The following is a 21389-nucleotide window of genomic DNA, read 5'->3' on the forward strand; positions in this document are numbered from 1 at the left end:
GGGAGGGTTTCTGCAGCACGGGGAGTGTGGTGATGCCGGTGTGGTGCCTGGGTGTGGAGCCCCGGGTCAAGGGTGGCACCACCTTGCCCGCCGGCGCTGCCGACGGGCAAGGGACTTGAGCCAGTTCTGAGGTTCTGACCTGCCGCTTCCGGCAGCCGCTACTTCTTGGGGCCGTTCGCTGCCTTCGGCTTCTTGAAGCCGATGTCCTGGTAGCGGGGGGTGCCGAAGCCGAAGGCCCCGGCGTTGGCCACATCCGGTCTGGCCGCGACCAGCTCGGGGCGCTGGTAGATCGGGATGGATCCGGCGGCGGCCCAGATCCGGGCGTCGGCCCGGCGCACCAGATCACGGGCTGCGTCCTCGTCCAGCTCGGCGGCCGCCCGGTCGAAGAGCTGGTCGACGTAGTCGGAGCCGACACGGGTGTAGTTCTGCTCCACCAGCAGCGATCCGTCGGTGGCGGGCACGGGCTTGGCGAAGATCGGGCGGGCGTCGGTCGCCGGGTAGGCGGTGGCGGGCCAGGAGTACAGCGCAAGGTCGTAGTTGCCCGAGGCGACGTGGTCCTTGAAGTAGCTGTCGTCGGCGACCTTGGTGATCTCGGTGTGCACACCGATGCGGTCCAGCATCCGAACGATCTTGTCGCCGACTGCGCGCAGCGCCTCGGAGCCGGGCCCCGAGGGGAGTACGAAGCGCAGGGTGAGCGGCTTGCCGTTCTTGCCGATGCGGCCGCTCGCGCGGGCGGGGGCAGCGGTGCCGCGCGGCGCGTACGCTCCGGGGACCCCGCCGTCCAGCGACCGGGCCTGGCGCTTCACGGCCATCCCCTGGAGGGCCGCGGCGGGGGCGGGGGCGAGGATGTGCGTACCGGCCTCGTGGCCGTGGCCTGCGGGCTTGTCGTCGCCGACGATGTACATCCCGTCGTTGGACGCGACGTCCTCTTCCTTCTTCTTGTGGGCGGCTTCCTTCTCGGCGGCTTCGGGTGCCGCCGCGGGCGACGCCTTGGTCGACGCCTTGGCGGACGTGCTGGCGGATGTGCTCGCGGATGCCTTGGGCGACGTGCCGGCCGACCCGCTGGGCGAAGCACCGGGCGACGCCTTGGACGAAACGCTGGGCGAGGCCTTCGACGAAACGCTGGGCGAGGCCTTCGCCTCGTTGCCCGCCTTCGCCGGGGCGGGCTTCATCCGAGCCCCGTCAGTCGTCCAGCCCGCGTCGGCCAGCAGCGCCTGCGCCTCCTCCGTGTTCTGCTCACCGAGCGCGGCGCTGTTGTCCTTGTACGCCCGCTGGCCGACCAGTGCCAGATGGCTGCCGGGCGGCGTGGCGGGCAGGCCGAGCGGGGTCAGTACGGTCTCGGCCAATTCCTTGCGGTTCAGCGCGCGGGCCACGGCGCGGCGCACCCGGTCGTCGGCCAGCGGCCCCGTCTCACCGTTGAGCGCGAGCTGGGTGTACGCGGGCTCCAGCGACTTGCGGACCACATAGCGGCGCAGGGCGCTCTCCTCGGCGGTGTACGCCTCGATCGCCTCGGACTCGGCGACGGCGGCGCCCGGTCCGTGGGCCTTCTTCGAGCCCTTGTCCCGTGCCGCGAGGACGATACGGTCCGCCGTGCTCCGGTCGACGTCCGCGAGATCGAGCGTGCCTTCGACAAGCGCCGCGGCCCGCTTCTCGCGCGGCACCTCGGTGAGCACCAGCCGGTCCAGCTTGGCCTGCTGCCCCCACCAGCGGGGATTGCGTACGAGGGTGGTGGTGCCGGCCTTGCGGTCGACGGACTTCAGCTGGAAGGGACCGGCCGTCGACTTGAGCGTGCTGCGGGCCCCGTCGTTGAAGGAGGCCGGGGTCCCGGTCACTTCCTTCGGATACAGCGGGGTGAAGAGGGACTTCCAGTCCGCGTAGGGCTTCTTGAAGGTGATCTTGACCTCGAGGTCGTCGGCACCCTTCTCGATCTTCTCGATCCGCTCGTACCCGGCATTGCGCGCGGTCCAGTAGGCCGAGTCCTTCCCGTTCAGCGCACGCCACTGGGCGACGAAGTCCGCCGCGCCGATCTCCCGGCCGTCGCTCCACACCGCCTGCTGGTTGAGCTTGTACAGAACGACCTGCTTGGGCTCGCGCTTGACGACCTTGGCGGACTCGACGTAGTCGGGGTTGCGCCGCGGGCTGCCGCTCTTGTCGAGGACGAAGAGGGAGGGGAGCACGGCCCCCGCGACGCGCGTGGTGGCGGCGTCGGCGTCGGCCTGGAAGACATTGAGCGTGGTGGGCAACGCGTCGATCGCCCAGCGCAGGGAGCCCCCGTCGGCGATCCGGTCCCGCCTGGTGGCCGCGATGTCCTGGGCCGCGGCCTTTCCGGTGTTCTCGGCCTCGTCCGAAGCGCAGCCCGTCAGGACCGGGAGGGAGAGCACCCCGCTGGTGAGCAGTGCGACGGAGCGGAGCGTCCGGGAGCAAGTCCTCCCGCGTGGCGCATCGACCTGGGACATGACTTGTACCTCTTCGTCCTGTTTTCTGACATTTAGCGATGATCACATCGGTTCCCGTCCACTGAAGTGGACGGGAACCGGCGGGCGGCGGCGACACGGCGGTGCGCGCCCCCAACGCCACCCGTGCAGCCCAACGAAGAGACGGGCATAGTGTCACCAAAAGGGAGAAAATGGGGGGAGTGAGAAACCAGCCACAAGGGGCGCGCTGCAAGCCCATGCGCCGATCAATCCCTGCACATCCCTTCACAAGCGGGGATGTGACGCGCAACACTCGCTGGCGCATGAGCGATGCCACCGCACCCTGCGGAAGTGAGGGCAAGTCATGTCCCAGCAGGAAGATCTGACGGCGATCAAGCAGCGCCTCGACGAGCTCGTCCAGCGTGTCGGAGAGCTGGAGCGCACCGTCGATCAGCTGCGTGGCCCCGTCACCGCTGCCGAGCCGAAGCAAGCGGGCCGTCCCGAGCTGGTCACCATTCCCGACGCCCCGTACAACCACGCGCTGTGGACGGACTCGGACGACGAGGGCCTGGGCGCGCGCGACCGACACGCCCCCTAGGAGACCTCGTTGGCCACAGGCACTGAACCACCACAAATCAATACAGGCGTACATGCGGCGACGCGCGCCGCCATCGGCCCCCGCCATCTGCGGACCGACCGCTGGTGGCTGTCGCCCGCGCTGACCGCCGCCGGGCTGCTCGCCTTCATCGTCTACTCGACCTGGCGTGCATTCGCCAACGCCGACTACTACGCGGCGCCGTATGTCTCGCCGTTCTACTCCCCCTGCCTCGCGGAGAACTGCGAGACGATGCGCGGCGGCCCCAACTGGGAGATCTTCGGCAGCTGGTGGGGCCTGTCCCCGGCGCTGCTGATCCTGATCTTCCCGCTGGGCTTCCGGCTGACCTGCTACTACTACCGCAAGGCCTACTACCGGGGCTTCTGGGCCTCACCACCGGCCTGCGCGGTCGCCGAGCCGCACAAGAAGTACACCGGCGAGACCCGCTTCCCGCTGATCCTGCAGAACATCCACCGGTACTTCTTCTACGCGGCGCTGCCGGTCGCCTCGATCCTCACGTACGACACCGTGCTGTCCTTCCGCGACGAGCACTACGCCTGGGGTCATATGGGCCTCGGCACGATCGTCTTCGTGATCAACATCGTGCTGATCTGGGCGTACACCCTCTCCTGCCACTCCTGCAGACACATCATCGGCGGCCGTCTCAGGCACTTCTCCAAGCATCCGGTGCGCTACCGCCTGTGGGGCTGGGTCGGCAGGCTCAACGAGCGCCACATGCTGCTCGCCTGGGCCTCGCTGATCAGCGTGGCGCTCGCCGACTTCTACGTCTATCTCGTCGCGTCCGGCGCCTTCGACGATCCGCGACTCTTTTAGTTGAAGGGGCCTTGTACATGACGCAACTCGAACGGCAGCAGTGGGACGTCGTGGTGGTGGGCGCGGGCGGCGCGGGACTGCGGGCCGCCATCGAGGCGCGCGAGCGGGGTGCCCGGACGGCCGTGATCTGCAAGTCCCTCTTCGGCAAGGCCCACACGGTGATGGCCGAGGGCGGCATCGCCGCCTCCATGGGCAATGTGAACGCCGGGGACAACTGGCAGGTGCACTTCCGCGACACCATGCGCGGCGGGAAGTTCCTCAACCAGTGGCGGATGGCCGAGCTGCACGCGCGCGAGGCACCGGACCGGGTCTGGGAGCTGGAGACCTGGGGCGCGCTCTTCGACCGCACGGCCGACGGGAAGATCTCCCAGCGCAACTTCGGCGGACACGAGTACCCGCGCCTCGCGCACGTCGGCGACCGGACGGGCCTGGAGCTGATCCGTACGCTGCAACAGAAGATCGTCTCGCTGCAGCAGGAGGACAAGGCCGAATTCGGCGACTACGAAGCCCGGTTGAAGGTCTTCCAGGAGTGCACGGTCACCCGCGTGCTCAAGGACGGGGAAAGGGTCGCCGGCGCGTTCTGTTACGAGCGCGAGTCCGGGCGCTTCTTCGTACTGGAGGCGCCGTCCGTGGTGCTGTCCACCGGCGGCATCGGCAAGTCCTTCAAGGTGACCTCCAACTCGTGGGAGTACACCGGTGACGGGCAGGCGCTGGCGCTGCTCGCGGGCGCGCCGCTGCTGAACATGGAGTTCGTGCAGTTCCATCCGACCGGGATGGTCTGGCCGCCCTCGGTGAAGGGCATCCTGGTCACCGAGTCGGTGCGTGGCGACGGCGGGGTGCTGCGCAACTCCGAGGGCAAACGGTTCATGTTCGACTACGTCCCGGATGTGTTCAAGGAGAAGTACGCGCAGTCGGAGGAGGAGGGCGACCGCTGGTACGAGGACCCGGACCACAACCGGCGTCCTCCCGAGCTGCTGCCGCGCGACGAGGTGGCCCGCGCCATCAACTCCGAAGTGAAGGCGGGCCGCGGCTCCCCGCACGGCGGCGTCTTCCTCGATGTGTCGACCCGGATGCCGGCCGAGGTCATCCGGCGCCGACTGCCGTCGATGTACCACCAGTTCAAGGAGCTGGCGGACGTCGACATCACGGCGGAGGCGATGGAGGTCGGACCGACCTGTCACTACGTGATGGGCGGCATCGCCGTCGAATCCGACACCGCCGCGGCGGTCGGCGTCCCCGGTCTGTTCGCGGCGGGCGAGGTCGCGGGCGGGATGCACGGCTCCAACAGGCTCGGCGGAAATTCCCTCTCCGACCTGCTGGTATTCGGCCGACGGGCGGGTCAGCACGCGGCCGAGTACGCCGAAGGACTCGCCGAACGCCCGCCGCTGGAGGAGACCCAGATCGACACGGCCGCGGCGGAGGCGCTGCGTCCGTTCAGCGCGGAGGGCCCCGAGGAGGGCGCGCAGCCCGAGAATCCGTACACCCTCCACCAGGAGCTCCAGCAGACGATGAACGACCTGGTCGGCATCATCCGGCGTGAGGCGGAGATGGCGCAGGCGCTCAAGAAGCTGGCGAATCTGCGGGTACGGGCACGGCGCGCCGGCGTCGAGGGGCACCGGCAGTTCAACCCCGGCTGGCATCTCGCTCTCGACCTCCGGAACATGCTGCTGGTCAGCGAGTGCATCGCACGGGCGGCGCTGGAGCGCACGGAGAGCCGCGGCGGGCACACCCGCGAGGACTGCCCGACCATGGAGCGCGAGTGGCGGCGGGTCAATCTGCTGTGCCATCTGATCGATTCCTCGGGCGGGTTGGCGGCCACCGATCCGGTGCGCGGCCAGATCGCGCTCGAACGGAAGACCACTGAACCGATCCGTCCGGACCTGCTCGCTCTCTTCGAGAAGGAGGAGCTGGTCAAGTACCTCGCCGAAGAGGAGCTCTACGAGTGAGTTCGACCGCAGCTACTCAGTACGTAGCCAGCTTCAAGGTGTGGCGGGGCGATCAGGACGGCGGGGCGCTGGAGGACTTCGCCGTCGAGGTCAATGAAGGCGAGGTCGTCCTCGACATCATCCATCGCCTCCAGGCAACCCAGGCCTCCGATCTCGCGGTCCGCTGGAACTGCAAGGCGGGCAAGTGCGGTTCGTGCAGCGCGGAGATCAACGGGCGGCCGCGGCTGATGTGCATGACCCGGATGTCGGTCTTCTCGCGCGAGGAGACGATCACGGTGACGCCACTGCGGGCGTTCCCCGTGGTGCGCGACCTGGTGACCGACGTGAGCTTCAACTACACGAAGGCACGGGAGGTGCCGTCCTTCGTGCCGCCGCCGGGTGTCGCGGCCGGGGAGTACCGGATGCAGCAGATGGATGTGGACCGCTCGCAGGAGTTCCGCAAGTGCATCGAGTGCTTCCTGTGCCAGGACACCTGCCATGTGGTGCGCGACCACGAGGAGAACAAGGAAGCGTTCGCCGGTCCGCGCTTTCTGATGCGGGTGGCGGAGCTGGACATGCACCCGCTGGACGCGGCGGCGGAGACGGGCCTGGACCGCAGGAAGACCGCCCAGGACGAACACGGCCTCGGCTACTGCAACATCACGAAGTGCTGTACCGAGGTGTGCCCCGAGGGCATCAAGATCACTGACAATGCGCTGATCCCGCTGAAGGAGCGGGCGGTGGACCGGAAGTACGACCCGCTGGTGTGGCTCGGCAACAAGATCAAGCGCCGCGGCGCCGAATAGGTCCTGTCCGGGCATCACCTCGGGGCCCCGGTCCGCCGGGCCCCGATCCGTCGGGCCCCGGTCCGCCGGGCCGCTGCGCGAGGGCGGGCACCCTGCGCGGCGGCCGGGCGGCTGCCGTGCGCCCTACGGCGCGGAGTAGCCGTGCTCTCCCCAGTCCTTCCGGTACGCCTGCCAGTCGGCCTCCTCCGCCGCGAAGTCGACATAGAGCGCGACCCCGAAGCGCTCGCGGTCGCGGTCCGTGCGCCCAAGTCCCAGCCGGGTGCCGCGGATCGCGGCCGCTACCGTTTCGGCGTTCTCCCAGTGGCCGATGTCGTCCTCGTGGAAGAAGGGCAGGCCCATGAGCAGATCGGTGTCCTCGGGCGTGACTTCGAGGGCGAGCGCGGTCTGCTGCGCGACATAGCCGCCGTACAGACTCTCCAGCGGGATGCCGGTGTCGTACGACATCACGGCTATCTGGTCGACCCGGCGGGCAACCTGGCCGAAGAATTTCTGCGACCACCACTTGGGGTGCCCGGTGAGCCCGCCCCTCACGGCATGCAGCGCCGGGAGCGGATCTATCTGGTGGGCGGCGACGGACAGCGGGACCTTGCGGGCGCGCGTCAGCTCGCGCAGATCGTCCAGCAGGGACAGATAGTCACCGTCCCCCGAGTGCAGCGGCTCCAGGTCGAAGTGCACGCCGTCGAAGCCCGCGTCCAGGATCTGGGCGGTGGAGCGCACGACGGCGGCGCGGGTGCCGGAGTCGGGCAGCTTCAGTCCGTCCGGGCCTTCGCTCGCGAGCTCGTCGCCGAGCCAGGCCTGGACGCGTATGCCGGGGATCTTCCGGTGGACGGCGTCGATCAGCCACCGCGCCCGTGGATAGCGGTCGGCGGGCAGTGACCCGTCGTGCTCCAGCGGCCCGGCGTGGACATAGAGGTCCCGGATCCCGCTCCCCCGTATCCGCGCGGCGAAGGCGTCGACATCGGCGTCCTTCTTCCGGCCGTCCACCCAGGCGTGGCCGAGCCACACCGCGTCCTTGCCGCGCGTCGTCGTGCCTTCCGCAATGTCGCCGGCGTAATTGACGCGCAGCGCGACCGCGCCGGCGACGACCGGGACGACCAGCAGGACTGCCAGCGCCAGGGCGATCCGCCTCGGCCAACTCATGCGGCGGCTGCGCCACTTTCGTACCAGCGCACGCGCGCCCGAAGCCGCGAGCAGCGCCCTTGCGCGCTCGCGCATTCCCACCCCGTTGTCTTCCCCCATGCCTCGCAAGGTTAGATCACGTCTCTGACAACGCTCCCGCAGTGCCCGCTTGTCAGAACATGCTGAGCAGCTGCTCGACCGTGGGCTCGGCCGTCGAGTCCCCGTCGGGCAGGGCCAGTTCGAACCAGACCGTCTTGCCGCGGGGGGTCCTGCGCGAGCCCCAGGCCGCGCTCAGCAGCCCGACCAGCTGCAGCCCGCGGCCGCCCTCGTCGGTGTCGCGCGCGCGTCGCCGCCGGGGCTGGACCAGGCCCGCGTCCCACACCTCACAGACCAGGGTGCGGTCCCGCAGCAGCCGGAGCCGGATCTCACCCTCGCCGTACCGCAGCGCGTTGGTGACCAGCTCGCTGACCAGCAGCTCGACCGTGTCCACCAGCGCTTCGAGGTCCCAGGCGACGAGTTGGGCGCGGGCCAGCTCCCGGGCACGGCCCACCGAGCGGGGTTCGCGCGGCAGCAGCCAGTCGCCGACGGCCTCCAGGGGCAGTCCCTGGATGCGGGCCATGAGCAGTGCGATGTCGTCCTCGCCGTGCCGGGTGTCGAGAGTGTTCAGCACGTGGTCGCAGACGTCTTCCAGGGGACGTACCGGATTGGTGAGCGCGGTGCGGAAGGCCCGCAGTCCCTCGTCGAGGGGGTGGTCGCGGGACTCGACGAGCCCGTCGGTGTAGAGGGCGAGCAGCGCGTCCTCGGGGAGCTCGACCTCGACCTCCTCGAAGGGCTCGCCGCCCACGCCGAGCGGCATCCCGGGCGGCACGTCGAGCAGCAGTGCCTCCTCGCCCGGTTCGACCAGGACGGGGGGCAGATGGCCGGCGTTGGCGAAGGTGCAGCGCCGGGTGACGGGGTCGTAGACGGCGTAGACACAGGTCGCGAGATAGACCTCCGAGAGGTCGGCGTCGCGGGACTTGTGGGCGACGCGGGAGGCCTGCTGGGCGCCGCTGGGGCTGCCGAGGCCGCGGGCGATCTCGTCGAGCGCGGAGAGCACTTCGGCCGGCTCCAGGTCGAGCAGCGCCAAGGTCCGTACGGCGGTGCGGAGTTCACCCATGGCCACCGCGGCCCGCAGGCCACGGCCCATCACATCGCCCACGACCAGGGCGGTGCGGTGGCCGGGGAGCTCGATGACGTCGAACCAGTCTCCGCCGACCTCGGTGGCCGTGTTGCCGGGGAGATAGCGGCAGGCGATGTCCAGCCCCGCGGCCTCGGGGTCACCGGGCGGGAGGAGGCTGCGCTGGAGGATCAGCGCCCGCTCGTGCTCCCTGCGATACAGCCGGGCGTTGTCGATACAGACGGCGGCGCGGGCGGCGAGCTCGACGGCGAGCGCCTGGTCCCGTTCCCCGAAGGGCTCGCTCCCCTTCGTACGGGAGAACTGCACCAGGCCGACGACGGTGTCGTGCGCGACCATCGGCACCGCGAGCGTGGACTGGACGAGGGTGCCGTCCTCGCCCGGGATCGACTTGACCCGGGCGGTGCGCAGGGCGCCGGCGCAGGGCGAGTTGAAGGGATAGCGGTGGACCGCACCGACCGCGGTGGGGGCGCTGCCCTTCGGGCCCCAGCCCGGCGTGGTGACCAACGGGGCGTCGGAGACGGCACTGGCGAAGGCGACCCGGCGCAGCTCGGCGCTGCCGTCCGCTCTCCCGGGCGGGGCCTCGTCGCCGGTGAGCAGACCTTGGTAGAGGTCGACGGAGGCCAGGTCGCAGAAGCCGGGGACGGCGACGTCGAGGAGCTCGCGGGCGGTGGTCTCCAGGTCGAGGGAGTTGCCGATGCGGGCGCTGGCCTCATTGAGGAGGGCGAGATTGCGCCGGGCGCTGGCGGCCTCGCGGGCGGCGATATGACGACGGGTCACATCGGTGCCGACTCCGGCCACTCCGATGGGCCGGCCCGATCCGCTGTGCACGCGGTAGAGGTTGATCGACCAGTGCCTGCGCTCCGTGCTGCCGGGTACGGCGCCGACGATCTGGAGGTCGATGGCGGATTCGCCGGTCTCCAGGACCCGGCGCAGCGAGGCGTTCATCCGCTCCGCCTCGGGCCGGGAGAGATAGTCGTGGACCGTGCGTCCCCGATGGTCGTCGGCCTTGCCTCCGAAGACGGCGGCGAAGCGCGCGTTGGTGCGCTGCACCGTGAGGTCCGTGCCGAACAGAAGGAAGCCGAAAGGAGATTGGCCGAAAATCGCCTGCGAAGCGGCAAGGTCCGTCTCGATCCGCCGCAGTGCGCGGACGTCGACGACGATACAGAGCGCAGCCCTGTCGCCGCTCTCCGTCTCACTCGGCATCACATAGACCTCGGCGACGCCGTGTGCTCCACCCCCGCCCGGCATACGGAAGGGGACCAGGCCCGTCCACTCCTTGCCGTCGAGGATCTCGGCCACCTGCCGATGGCCGCGCGGGCGCAGCTCCGCGGGCATGAAGACTTCGACCGGATCCTTGCCCCTGACCTCCTCCGCCGTGATGCCGAAGAGATCCACCGCACGGCGACTCCACTGGTCGACCAGCCCGTCGGCGCCGATCGAGAAGGAAGCAACCTTGATGTAGTCATAGATCGAGCCAGGCGGGCTGCTCTGCCACACGACATTGCTCGCCGTCTCAGGTATTTCGCTCACGCGACCGTCCCCTCCAGCTCACCGCACCGGACCGGCCATGACCGCAGTATTCAGCACTACGGCCCCGATCGACACGGCGTTCACGATCACAGCACGGTCTCGTTCATTTTCGGCCGAGTCCGGTTCAGGCCGGAACCGAGTCCGGCCTGATCGGTGTCCCTTCACCTTCTAACCAGTCAGAGGCAGCTCGAACCACACGGTCTTGCCGGTTCTGCCTTTGCGCGTGCCCCAGCGACGGGCGGAGCAAGCCACGAGCTGCAGCCCGCGGCCTCCCTCGTCATCGGGTGCCGCGGGGCGTTCGGTGGGGGGATCCGGAAGCGGATCGGAGACTTCGACGAGCAGGCTGGGGGCACTCTGGCCGGGGTCGGGCCGGCACAGCCGGACCCCGATCGGGCCCGATGCGTACCGCAGGGAATTGGTCACCAGCTCACTGACCAGCAGCACGGTCACATCGCCGACAACCGAGTCCAGTCCCCAGGAGCGGAGGGTGTCGCGCACGACATGCCGAGCGGTGCGCACGGCGTCGGGCTCGGCAGGGAAAGTCCACTCGGCGCATTCGCCTTCAGTGTCGATCACGCCGCTCACTTCCCGAGTCCAGCAGCAGACCCACGCCCTATTTCGGGGGGTTAATCAGCACATACCCGATATTTAGGGCGAGGTATCCAGTCGGCACGGCAATGGGCGCACGGTGGTACGAACGGCGTACGCGCCGGTTGTGGGCGCAGTCGCACGCCCTTCGCCCAGGGCCTTCACTCACGGCTTTCACTCAGGGCGTTTGCTCACGGCTTTCACTCACGGCTTTCGCGCGGTAGCCGGGCGGCACTCTCGCTCAGTAGCCGGGCCGCCTCCGCCACGGCGGGCCGGTCCTGGTCGAGCCAGTCGACGGCGTCCGTTTCGTGCGGTGCGAGCCAGCGCAGTTCGTCATGGTCCTCCAGCGGCCGCGGCTCCCCGGAGAGCAGCCGGGCCGTCCACACCTGCAGGACATAACCGGGCTTGAGCGGCCACTCGCCGGGAATCCGCTCCAGCGGCTCCGTCTCGACGCCCAGTTCCTCGCGGAGCTCGCGCACCAGGCCCTGTTCGGGGCTCTCGCCGGGTTCCAACTTGCCGCCGGGCAGTTCCCAGCGTCCTGCGAGCTCTTCGGGGGCGCTGCGGCGTGCGGCCAGCAGCCGCCCCCGGTCGTACACCGCTCCGGCCACCACCACGACACGATCGCTCATGTGCCGGAGCATATGGCCCGCGACGGGACACACCTGTGGGCGGGCCGCGGCCCGCCCACAGGATCGCCCGCGGTCCGGACAGGGCCTAGTGCGTCGTCTGCCCGATACGCTCGACCCAGTAGAGCTGCTTGTGTCCGCGGCCGTCGAGTGTGTCCACTATCTGCTGGGCCTCGTCCCTGGTGGCGTACCTGCCGACGCGATAGCGATTGCCGTTGTCGTCCTGCCGTATGACCAGCCAGGGCAGGACAGGGCCGGTGTCGTTCATCGCGCCCCTCCCTCGGCAGGTCCGCTTGTCCATAACGATCGCCAGGAAACCGCACTACGCATATGCCCGACCGTACGCCTGACCTTTACTCAGCGGATACGGGTTTTCACAAAGAGACAGGAAAGCGGGGCGTACCCGACTGGATACGCCCCGTCTGGCTGGTTCCGGCCGCCCTGACCGCCCCGCGTTACGAGGCGGCAGACGGCATCGTCGGCATCGGCATCAGGACCGGACCGGCCGCCGGATCCTTGCGGCAGACATCACCGCACTCGGCGTCCAGCGAGCAGCACAGCGAGCAGATGGGGCCGGACTGGACCGGGCAGTCCGCGATGTCGGGGAGTTCGTACGCCGTCTCGCACACCGCGCAGGTGTGGGTGGCGGTGACATCCTCCACCACCACGTCCGGCCCGTTCACCGTGTTGGGGCGGGCCAGGTAGTACTTCCCCTTCGTCGCCCACGCGATCAACGGGCAGAGGATCAGCGCGAGTCCGGCCGCGATGAAGGTGGAGAAGGCCTCGGCATACCTGCCGAAGAGCCCGAAGAAGGCGAGGATCGAGACGGTCGACGCGATGGCCATCGCACCGAACCCGGCCGGGTTCACGGCATACAGATACGCCCGCTTGAACTCGATGTACTTGGGGCTCCACCCCGCCCGCTTGTTGATGACGAGGTCGGCGGCGACGGCCGCGATCCAGGCGATGCCCACGTTCGAGTAGAAGCCGAGCAGCTTGCCCAGGGCTGCGAACATGTTCATCTCCATCAGCGTCAGCGCGATGGCGAGGTTGAGGAAGATGTACCAGACCCGGCCCGGGTGCCGGTGGGTGATGCGGGAGAAGAAGTTCGACCAGGACAGCGAGCCGCTGTAGGCGTTGGTCACATTGATCTTGATCTGCGAGACGATCACGAAGAGCGCGGCGGCGGGCAGAGCGACCGAGCCGAGCCAGGGCTTGAGCGCCTCGATCTGCGGGGCGATCGGCTCCAGGGCGTGCGTCTTGCCCACCGCCTCCAGCGCGACGAAGGCGAGGAAGGCACCGCCGAGCTGCTTGGCCGCGCCGATGATCACCCAGCCGGGCCCGGCGGCGAGAACGGCCAGATTCCAACGGCGCTTGTTCTCTTCGGTCTTGGCCGGCATGAACCGCAGGTAGTCGGCCTGTTCTCCGATCTGGGCGATCAGGGAGAGAGCCACACCGGTGCCGAGGCCGAAACCGATCCAGGAGAAGCCCGAGCCGGCCCCTTCCGTACCGCCGAAGGAGCCGAACGCGCCCCAGGCGTCCGGCGCTTCGAAGGCCAGCACCACGAAGGGCAGCACCATGCCGATGATCCAGACCGGCTGCGTCCACGCCTGCACCTTCGCCAGCGCGCCCATCCCCTTGAAGACGATCGGGATGACGATCAGCGTAGTGATCAGATAGCCGATCTGAACGGGCAGTCCGACGGCCTGGTGCATGGCCTGAGCCATGATCGAGCCTTCGAGCGCGAAGAAGATGAAGGTGAACGAGGCGTAGATGAGCGAGGTGAGGGTGGAGCCGAAGTAGCCGAACCCGGCGCCGCGCGTGACGAGATCCATGTCCAGGCCGTACTTCGCGCAGGCTCGGGCGATCGGTATCCCGGTGAGGAAGATGATCACCGCGGCGGTGAGGATGGCGGCGAGCCCGCTGGTGAATCCGTAGGTGAAGACGATCGACGCGCCGATCGCGAAGTCCGCGAGATAGGCGATGCCTCCGAGCGCGGTGCCCGCGACCATCGAGGGCGACCAGCGCCGGAAGGAGTGCGGCGCATAGCGCAGCGAGTAGTCCTCACGGCTCTCGTCGGCGGCGAGCTTCGCGTAACTGCGCTTCGGTTGTTCCTGCTGGGGTGCCTGAGTGGGCGTGGCGGTGTCCGTCATCGGCGGCTTCCCGTTCGTCGGCCCCTGTGCGGGGCGGTGGGGCGCGTACGGACCGGAAGGTAGGAGCGGGACGTGACAGGCCGTCGCAGTGGGGCATTGCCCGGGCGTTACGGGACGCCGTGTGCCGTTAACTCGTGGTCACGGTAGCCGGACGCACTGTCCGGCTACCGGTCACCTCACAGGGTCACCCCACAGGGGTGCCTCGCAGGCAATCACCGGCAATCCGGCTTCACTTCACCGGCAGGTGGTATGCGATCCGGAAGCGGTCGGCCGGGACGACGACGTCCGCCGTCTCGACCGCGCGTCCCGATGCGTAGTAGGTCCGCTCGACGACCATCACCACATGGCCCGGTACGCCGCCGAGCGCCAGAAGCTCCTCCGCGAGCCCGGGCCGGGCGCCGACCTCCTCCGCCACGTTGTCCACGACGACATCGATGGCGGCCATTCGCTCGACAACCCCGCAGCCGCCCAGCGGACCCTCCTCCGGCAGCATCACCGGTGTGCGCCCGGTGACCTCGAGAGGCTCCCAGGAGGTGGAGAGCATCATCGCCTCGCCCGCGTCCCGGAACACATAGCGCGTACGCATCACTCGGGCGCCGAGCTCGACACCGAGCCGGGCGGCGATCTCCGGACCGGCCACCTCCTGCTCGCTGCTGGACTCCCAGGTGCCCCGGCTCGCCTCGTCGGCCTGCTCCTGACGAAAGGGGTTGGCGCCGGCCGGCGGCCGGTAGCCGGAGCGGGCGATCCGGCGCGGGACCGGCCGCTCGCGGACATAGGTGCCGGAGCCGGAGCGGCCCTCGACCAGGCCCTCCGCCATCAGGACTTTGCGCGCCTCCAGGGCGACGGTGTCCGAGACTCCGTACTCCTCGCGAATGCGGGCCTGCGAGGGAAGTCGGGTGTGCGGCGGCAGCGCGCCGTTGACGATCTTCTGGCGGAGATCGCTCGCAACGCGCAGATAGGCGGGCTGCTCACCGAATGTCACTGGCCACTCCCAACAGGTTGACAGACAGCAACAGCGTGGCAACCCTGGGTTGTTGACCGCAAGCATGGGCCAAAGTTTCACCCGAAGTGATGACTTGCCGTTACGCAGGTGTTTACCGCGGGTATGAGCATCTCTCCGGCGGCGCCCCTTGTGGCTTGCGGCACCCCTTCCAGCATCGCGCCAGTCATGACCCCCGGCGCCACTCGGCGCCCCTCGACGCCCCTTCCCGGCATCGCTTCGGCGCCATTCCACGCCCGAACCCTTGACCGCAATGGTCCAGACCAATACGTTCCTGCCCATGCTTCGAACCTGCCGAAGATCCCTTGCCGGGACGGCCGTTGCCGCCTGCTCCCTCGCCCTCCTCGCCGCCCTCGCGCCCGGCGCATCCGCCGCCCCCGACCACGGCGCAAGTCACGGCAAGCCCGCGTACAAACGCGTCGGCTACTTCACCCAATGGGGCGTCTACGGCCGCAACTTCCAGGTCAAGGACCTGGACACCAGTGGCCAGGCCGCCAAGCTCACCCACATCAACTACGCCTTCGGCAACGTCAGTTCCGACGGCACATGCTTCACCGGCAACATCCCCGGCGAGGCGGACGCCTGGGCCGACTACGTCCGCCCGCTGGACGCCGCCGGCTCGGTGGACGGCGTTGCCGACACCGCCGAACAGCCCCTCGCAGGAAACTTCAACCAGTTGCGCGAGCTCAAGGCCAAGCACCCCGGCCTCAAGGTGCTGATCTCCCTCGGCGGCTGGAGCTGGTCGACGCACTTCTCGGACGCCGCCCGCACCCCCGCGTCCCGCAGGGCCTTCGTGTCCTCCTGCATCGACCTCTACATCAAGGGCAATCTGCCTGTCGACGGAGCACGCGGCGGGGCAGGCGCGGCGGCCGGGCTCTTCGACGGCGTGGATCTGGACTGGGAGTGGCCGGGCTCGGCGGGCGACACCGACACCGTCTTCCGGCCGGAGGACAAGCAGAACTTCACCGCGCTGGTACGGGAGTTCAGGACGCAGCTCAACACATACGGAAAGTCCCTCAAAAAGCGTAAGCACTACGAACTCACCGCTTTTGTGCCGACGGCTCCCGCGAAGATCGACGCGGGCTTCGAGGTCCGCAGGATCATGCGCGACCTCGACTTCGTCAACCTCCAGGGCTACGACTTCCATGTGTCGGGCGAGAAGAGAACCGCCCAGCAGTCCGCCCTGTACGCGCGCGGCGACTTCAGCGTCGACCAGACTGTGCGTGACTGGCTGCGCCGCGGCGCGCCCGCCCGCAAGCTGGTGATGGGCATCCCCTTCTACGGCCAGGGCTGGGCGGGTGTGAGCGGCGGTGGCGACGGCCTGAACCAGCCGGCGCAGGCCCCGGCTCCCGCGACCTGGGCGGCCGGTTACGAGGACTACAAGGCCCTCAAGAAGCTGGCCGACTCGGGAACGTACACACTCCACCGGGACCGGCGGGGCGGCCATGCGTGGCTCTTCGACGGCACAACCCTGTGGACGTACGACGATCCGCAGGTGCTGCGCACCAAGACCTCGTACATCCGCGAACGAGGTCTCGGCGGCGCGATGTTCTGGTCCCTGGACGGGGACACGGCGGAGGGTGAGCTGATGACCGCTGTCGACCGCGGACTTTCGCGCAGCTAGAGCCTGTCCGGTCGAGCCGGGCGGGAGCCGGGCGAGTTCGGTGCCTGGGCCGTCAGTGGCTCAGGCTCCGGTCTCGTCGCCGGTCTCTTCGCCGGATGTTCCGCCGATCTCGTTGCCGGTCCCATCGCCGGACGTTCCGCCGGACTCTTCGGCCGCGGGGGTGCTCCCGGCCTTCAGGGAGCCCGTGAGCTTGCCTTCCGTGGCAGCGAGTGCGCAGGTCACCGAGCGGTCGCCGAGACGCCAACTCCGCTTGCTCGGCATGTAGTAGTACATGTCCACATTGTCGGGCACGGCCGAGGCGTCCGACACGTACGCGTTGTTGATCTCCTCGCAGCGGCTCTCGGCCACCGGCTCGACCGCGGCCTCGCCGGGCCAGGCGTCGAACCGGTCAAGCTTGAAGGAGCCCGTGACCTCGCCTTCGTGCTCCTTGGCGCAGTCGACCACCCGCACGCTCGCTGTCTCCCGCTCCAGCTCGCCGGGGACGGTGAAGCAGTCCCCCTTGCGCAGGTCGAGCGTGCTGCGCGAGCGGCTCGCCTCGTCCATCCCGTCCCGGAAGCCGTTCCAGGCGTCGCTGATCCCGCCGGTGGCGAAGGCCACGGCGAGCAGAGCCGTACTGATCCCGGAGAGGATGCTCCCCGCGATCGCCATGCCCTTGCCGCGCTGGCCCCTCCGGCTGATCTGGGAGAGGGCGATCAGGCCCAGGATCAGACCGAGCGGGGGGATGCAGCACACGATCCCGAGCACCAGGGACGCGATGGCGAGCCCGTTCACGGACGGCGGCCTTGCGGGGGTGTACGGGGCGTTGTACGGGGGCGGGTACATGGCCACGGGAAAGTGCTCCTCATCCGGACTCGGCCGGCTCACGCGAACAGGCGCGCGGATCCTACTCGGGGACTGCCCGCGAACCGAGTGTGGGGGGCGGTCGCCGCGGCGACCGCCCCCCACCGAACCAGTCCTGAACCAGTCCCGATTCAGCCCAATGAGCTCAATCAGCTCAGAATCGGGTCAGAACCGGCTCAGACTTCAGAACTGCAGAGCCCAGGAGTCGATCTTGCCGACGTCCTGCGCAGCGTTGTCACTGACCCGCAGCTTCCACGTGCCGTTCGCGACCTCGGACGACGCGTTCACCGTGTACGTAGTGATCACGTTGTCCGTGCTGCCGCCGGACCCGTACGCCTTCAGGTTGTAGACCGTCCCGTCCGGCGCGACCAGGTCGATGCGCAGGTCGCCGATGTACGTGTGCTTGATGTCGACCGGCACGCTCAGGCCGGACGGCGCGTTACCGGCGACGCCGCTGACGGTGATCGGCGACTCCACCGTGGAGTTGTCGCTGATCGTGTAGTCCGCGGTGTTCTCGAACTTCGGGCCCGGAGGCTGGGTGGAGCCGGTGCCGACGTACAGCAGACGGTTCGGGGAACCGGTGCCCGGGTTGGTCACCAGGCCGGTGGTCGCGGCGCTGGTCAGGGCATCCGAGACCTGGGCCGGGGTCGCGGTCTTGTTGGCCGCCAGGTAGAGCGCGGCCGCACCCGTGACGTGCGGGGTGGCCATCGACGTACCGGAGATCGTGTTCGTCGCCGAGTCGCTGGTGTTCCAGGCCGAGGTGATCGACGAGCCCGGGGCGAAGATGTCCAGCGCGGTTCCGTAGTTGGAGAAGCTGGACCGGGCGTCGGTGCTGGTCGAGGAGCCGACCGTGATGGCCTCCGCCACCCGCGCGGGCGAGTAGTTGGAGGCGTTGGCTCCGTCGTTGCCCGCCGCGACCGCGTAGGTCACGCCGGAGGCGATGGAGTTGCGCACCGCCGTGTCGAGCGCGGTGTCGACTCCGCCGCCGAGGCTCATGTTGGCGACGGCCGGCTTGACGGCGTGCTGCGTCACCCAGTCGATGCCCGCGACGACCTGCTCGGTCGTGCCCGAGCCCGAGTTGTCGAGGACGCGGACGCCCACGATCTTGGCCTTCTTGGCGACGCCGTAGGTGTTGCCGGCGACGTTGGCGGCGACGTGCGTGCCGTGCCCGTTGCCGTCCTGCGCGGTGTTGTCGTTGTCGATGGCGTCATAGCCGTACGACGCCCGGCCGCCGAAGTCGCTGTGGGTGATCCGTACACCGGTGTCGATGATGTACGCGGTCACCCCCTCGCCCGCGGTGTCCGGGTAGGTGTAGCTCTGGTTGAGCGGGCGGCTCTTCTGGTCGATCCGGTCCAGGCCCCAGGACGGCGGGTTCGGCTGGGTGCCGGTTGCCTTGAAGACGCGGTTCTGCACGACGGAGACGACGGCCGGGTTCGCGGCGAACTTCTTCGCCTGCGCCTCCGAGAGCTGAACGGAGTAGCCGTTCAGCGCCGCGTTGTACGTCCTCTTGATCTTCGCGCCGTACTTCGCGGCGAGCGCCTTGCCCGCCAGCGATCCGGCGTCGGCCGCGGTCCCGCGGAGTGTGACGATGTAGCTGCCCTTGATGGCGCCGGGGGCTCCCGCGTTCTGAATCACGCCCACGGGGGTCGGCTCGGCCGCGTTGGCCGTGAGGGCGGAAGTCGCGCCGATCGCCAGCGCGGTGACGGATATCGCGCTGGCTGCGGCAAGTCTTCGACGCGAATTACGCATCACTGACATGTGAGGGGTCCTCCTCATTGGTGGTGCGCTGCTGTGGGGGTCCGGCAGGCCCATGACAATGGATCCAAGCTGTATTCGCTGTGTCCTCATCTCGCCTGCCGAGCGAAAGATTGTCGGATCCATAGGAATCCCACAAGGGCTCGGGGAGGGACGTAACACATGCGCCACACAGCTGCCATGCTGGCGACCCATGATCTCCTACCACTGCCCGGAGTGCGGTACCAGGTCCCCCGTCGAAGCTGCCGCCTGGCGTTGCCCGGACTGCGGCAGCCCCTGGGATCTGGAGTTCACCGCATTGCCGGTCGACCTCAAGTCCCTGCCGGGCAGGGTCAACTCACTGTGGCGGTACGAGGAGGCGCTGCCGCTCGCCGCGCCCGCCCTCTCGCTCGGTGAGGGCCGCACCCCTCTCGTACCGCTCACCGGGACCGTCTCCGTCAAGCTCGACTATCTGATGCCGACGCTGTCGTTCAAGGACCGCGGCGCGGTGATGCTGGTGGAACTGGCCCGCCGCCTCGGGGCCCGGAGGGTGATCGCGGACAGCAGCGGAAACGCGGGAACGGCCGTCGCCGCGTACTGCGCACGGGCCGGTCTGGACTGCACGGTGTACGTCCCCGAGGCCACCTCGGCCAAGAAGGTCGAGCAGATCCGGGCGCACGGGGCGCATCTCGAACTCGTCCCGGGCGACCGTGAGGCCACCGCGGACGCGGCCCGAGCGGCGGCGGATCAAAACGGTATTTTCTACGCAAGTCATGTCTATAACCCGTACTTTCTGCACGGCACGAAGACATACCTCTACGAACTGTGGGAGGACCTCGGCGGCAGGCTCCCCGAGGCGATCGTCGTCCCCGTCGGCAACGGCACACTGCTCCTGGGCGCGGCGCTCGCCCTCAGCGAGCTCCACGCCCACGGGCTGATCGCCGGGCGCCCCGCCCTGATCGCGGTCCAGGCCGAGGCGGTGTCCCCACTGGCCGCCGCCTTCCACGCCGGCGCCGACGGGCTCCTGGACGAACGCGCGCCGCTGCGGCCCACTCTCGCCGAGGGCATCGCCATCCCGCGTCCGCCCAGGGCCCGGCAGATCCTGCGGGCGGTACGCGAATCGGGTGGCACCTTCCTTACGGTGACGGAGGAGCAGATCCGGGCGGCCCAGCTGGATCTGGCCGCGCGCGGACTGTTCGTCGAGTCCACGGGCGTCGCCTGCTGGGCGGCCACGGGCGCCTGGACCGACCGCACGGCAGTCGTCCCGCTGTGCGGCGCAGGCCTCAAGACCGGCTTGGCGCCATAGAGGGGCCGTGAACGCGGGTCAGTCGGTCCAGTAGGTGTCGTGCTTGATGAAGAACTCCGCCTGCTGCTCGGGCGACCACTCGGTGGCGACCTCGGCGATCTTCTCGAAGTACTCCTCGCGGGGCGCACCCGGCGTGAAGAGCAGCAGCATCGAGGCGAGCGCGTCCGAGTCGTTCCGGAAGGCGTGCAGCCCGCCCTGGGGGACGTACAGGAAGTCGCCCGCGGTCGCGTCGATCCAGCTGTCGCCGTTGTAGAGGCGCACCGTCCCCTCGATGATGAAGAACGACTCGGAGATCGACTTGTGGAAGTGCGTCTTCGGGCCGCCGGCCTTCGGAGCCATGTCCATCCGGTAGAGCCCGAACTCCCCGCCCGTGGAGGCAGTGGTGGCCAGGTAGTGCGTGCGGCTTCCGTTCCTGCTCTCCAGATTCGCCCGGGTGTCCGCGGGCCGGAACTCGGCGCTGATCTCGCCCTTGCCGTCCACGTACTTCGGGTCCGGATACGACATGTACGTCTCCTCTTATCGGCCGTCTTCCGGCGTCTCCCGGCGTCTCCCGGCGTCTCCCGGCGTCTCCCGGCGTCTCCCGGCGTCTCCCGGCGACGGAACCACGGTCCCACGGTCCGGCGATGAGCCACTCGCGGGCTCAGTCCGCAGTCAGTGCCCCGCGCCCCGTGGGCGAGTGCACACCCTTGCGCGCCGGTTCGCCGCAGTGCGTGCAGATCAGCCTGGGCTCCAGCGTCTGCCCGCACGCGTGCTGCCACTTCAGCGGCGGGTCGTCGGAGTTGAGGTGCCGGTCTCCCCAGTTCATCAGCGTCAGCAGTACGTCGCCGAGCTCCTGGCCCGCCGGCGTCAGGTGGTACTCGTACCGCGGGGGATGTTCGTTGTACTGCTCCCGCCGGATCGCGCCTGCCGCCTCCAGCTTGCGCAGTCTCGCCGTCAGGATGTCGCGGGACGCCCCCGTGTTGCGGACGATCTGGTCGAAGCGCCGTACGCCGTGGCTCAGTTCGCGCACCGCCAGCAGCGTCCAGCGCTCGCCCACCAGGTCGAGCGCGTCGGCGATGGAGCATTCCCGGGGCCGGCCGCTCTTCGACTGGACGCTCTTCGACATGCGGTCATTCTAG

18 protein-coding genes are annotated in these 21389 nt (G+C 69.1%); 6 read left to right on the forward strand and 12 right to left on the reverse strand.

Translation table 11 applies throughout. The features are described from left to right. Positions 1 to 158 precede the first annotated feature (158 nt). Positions 159 to 2456, reverse strand: a complete 2298-nt coding sequence (locus OG729_RS14110; protein WP_405806324.1) for an ABC transporter family substrate-binding protein — start codon at positions 2454 to 2456, stop codon at positions 159 to 161. A gap of 322 nt (positions 2457 to 2778) precedes the next feature. Here OG729_RS14110 and OG729_RS14115 point away from each other — a divergent pair, with 322 nt between their 5' ends. Genes OG729_RS14115 through OG729_RS14130 form a run of 4 tightly spaced genes read left to right on the forward strand, consistent with a single transcriptional unit; the run spans position 2779 to position 6574 of the window. Further along, the gene (locus tag OG729_RS14115) at positions 2779 to 3012 is read left to right on the forward strand and encodes a hypothetical protein (protein ID WP_360882659.1); all 234 of its coding nucleotides are present in this window, start codon (positions 2779 to 2781) and stop codon (positions 3010 to 3012) included. Positions 3013 to 3021: 9 nt separating this feature from the next. After that, positions 3022 to 3843: a hypothetical protein gene (locus OG729_RS14120; protein WP_360882662.1), complete on the forward strand. Its 822-nt coding sequence runs from the start codon at positions 3022 to 3024 to the stop codon at positions 3841 to 3843. Between the two features lie 17 nt (positions 3844 to 3860). After that, a complete protein-coding gene (locus OG729_RS14125; protein ID WP_360882664.1) occupies positions 3861 to 5789 on the forward strand; it encodes a fumarate reductase/succinate dehydrogenase flavoprotein subunit in 1929 nt (642 codons plus the stop codon). Further along, the gene (locus OG729_RS14130) at positions 5786 to 6574 is read left to right on the forward strand and encodes a succinate dehydrogenase/fumarate reductase iron-sulfur subunit (protein ID WP_360882666.1); all 789 of its coding nucleotides are present in this window, start codon (positions 5786 to 5788) and stop codon (positions 6572 to 6574) included. Before OG729_RS14125 ends, OG729_RS14130 begins: the two co-directional genes overlap by 4 nt. Before the next feature lie 123 nt (positions 6575 to 6697). Here OG729_RS14130 and OG729_RS14135 read toward each other — a convergent pair whose 3' ends face one another. The 7 genes from OG729_RS14135 to OG729_RS14165 all read right to left on the reverse strand — a co-directional run bounded on the left by OG729_RS14135 (position 6698) and on the right by OG729_RS14165 (position 14749). Next, complete coding sequence (locus OG729_RS14135; protein ID WP_405811129.1) at positions 6698 to 7714, reverse strand: hypothetical protein; 1017 nt, start codon at positions 7712 to 7714, stop codon at positions 6698 to 6700. 151 nt (positions 7715 to 7865) lie between these two features. Next, complete coding sequence (locus OG729_RS14140; RefSeq protein WP_360882669.1) at positions 7866 to 10400, reverse strand: SpoIIE family protein phosphatase; 2535 nt, start codon at positions 10398 to 10400, stop codon at positions 7866 to 7868. Positions 10401 to 10568: 168 nt separating this feature from the next. Then, on the reverse strand, positions 10569 to 10985 hold the full coding sequence (locus tag OG729_RS14145; RefSeq protein WP_405806327.1) for an ATP-binding protein: 417 nt from the start codon (positions 10983 to 10985) through the stop codon (positions 10569 to 10571). A 203-nt stretch (positions 10986 to 11188) separates the two neighbouring features. Next, on the reverse strand, positions 11189 to 11617 hold the full coding sequence (locus OG729_RS14150) for a (deoxy)nucleoside triphosphate pyrophosphohydrolase (RefSeq protein WP_405806329.1): 429 nt from the start codon (positions 11615 to 11617) through the stop codon (positions 11189 to 11191). An 85-nt stretch (positions 11618 to 11702) separates the two neighbouring features. Beyond that, positions 11703 to 11882, reverse strand: a complete 180-nt coding sequence (locus OG729_RS14155; protein ID WP_360882677.1) for an SPOR domain-containing protein — start codon at positions 11880 to 11882, stop codon at positions 11703 to 11705. Between the two features lie 187 nt (positions 11883 to 12069). After that, positions 12070 to 13767, reverse strand: a complete 1698-nt coding sequence (locus OG729_RS14160) for a purine-cytosine permease family protein (protein ID WP_405806330.1) — start codon at positions 13765 to 13767, stop codon at positions 12070 to 12072. A gap of 229 nt (positions 13768 to 13996) precedes the next feature. Then, positions 13997 to 14749, reverse strand: a complete 753-nt coding sequence (locus OG729_RS14165) for a GntR family transcriptional regulator (RefSeq protein ID WP_360882683.1) — start codon at positions 14747 to 14749, stop codon at positions 13997 to 13999. 298 nt (positions 14750 to 15047) lie between these two features. Between OG729_RS14165 and OG729_RS14170 the strand changes: the two genes are divergently transcribed. Beyond that, positions 15048 to 16391, forward strand: coding sequence for a glycoside hydrolase family 18 protein (locus OG729_RS14170; protein WP_405806331.1), 1344 nt, complete (start codon positions 15048 to 15050; stop codon positions 16389 to 16391). A 60-nt stretch (positions 16392 to 16451) separates the two neighbouring features. On the opposite strand, the gene OG729_RS14175 is transcribed toward OG729_RS14170, so the two are convergent. After that, positions 16452 to 17213 carry a DUF4190 domain-containing protein gene (locus tag OG729_RS14175; protein WP_405811130.1) on the reverse strand — a complete coding sequence of 254 codons (762 nt, stop codon included), beginning with the start codon at positions 17211 to 17213 and terminating at the stop codon, positions 16452 to 16454. A gap of 201 nt (positions 17214 to 17414) precedes the next feature. Then, a complete protein-coding gene (locus tag OG729_RS14180; RefSeq protein ID WP_405806333.1) occupies positions 17415 to 18989 on the reverse strand; it encodes a S8 family peptidase in 1575 nt (524 codons plus the stop codon). 190 nt (positions 18990 to 19179) lie between these two features. On the opposite strand from OG729_RS14180, the gene OG729_RS14185 reads away from it, so the two are divergent. Next, positions 19180 to 20271, forward strand: coding sequence for a pyridoxal-phosphate dependent enzyme (locus OG729_RS14185; RefSeq protein ID WP_405806334.1), 1092 nt, complete (start codon positions 19180 to 19182; stop codon positions 20269 to 20271). Between the two features lie 18 nt (positions 20272 to 20289). Here the strand turns inward: OG729_RS14185 and OG729_RS14190 are convergent, their stop codons facing one another. Further along, entirely contained in the window at positions 20290 to 20775 is a 486-nt protein-coding gene (locus OG729_RS14190; RefSeq protein ID WP_405806335.1) for a cupin domain-containing protein, read from the reverse strand. A gap of 136 nt (positions 20776 to 20911) precedes the next feature. Next, positions 20912 to 21376 (reverse strand): winged helix-turn-helix transcriptional regulator, encoded by a 465-nt coding sequence (locus tag OG729_RS14195; RefSeq protein ID WP_405806337.1) that lies wholly within the window; start codon positions 21374 to 21376, stop codon positions 20912 to 20914. Positions 21377 to 21389: the final 13 nt, after the last annotated feature.

The organism is Streptomyces sp. NBC_00210, assembly GCF_045160975.1.
In the GTDB taxonomy this organism is placed as follows: domain Bacteria; phylum Actinomycetota; class Actinomycetes; order Streptomycetales; family Streptomycetaceae; genus Streptomyces.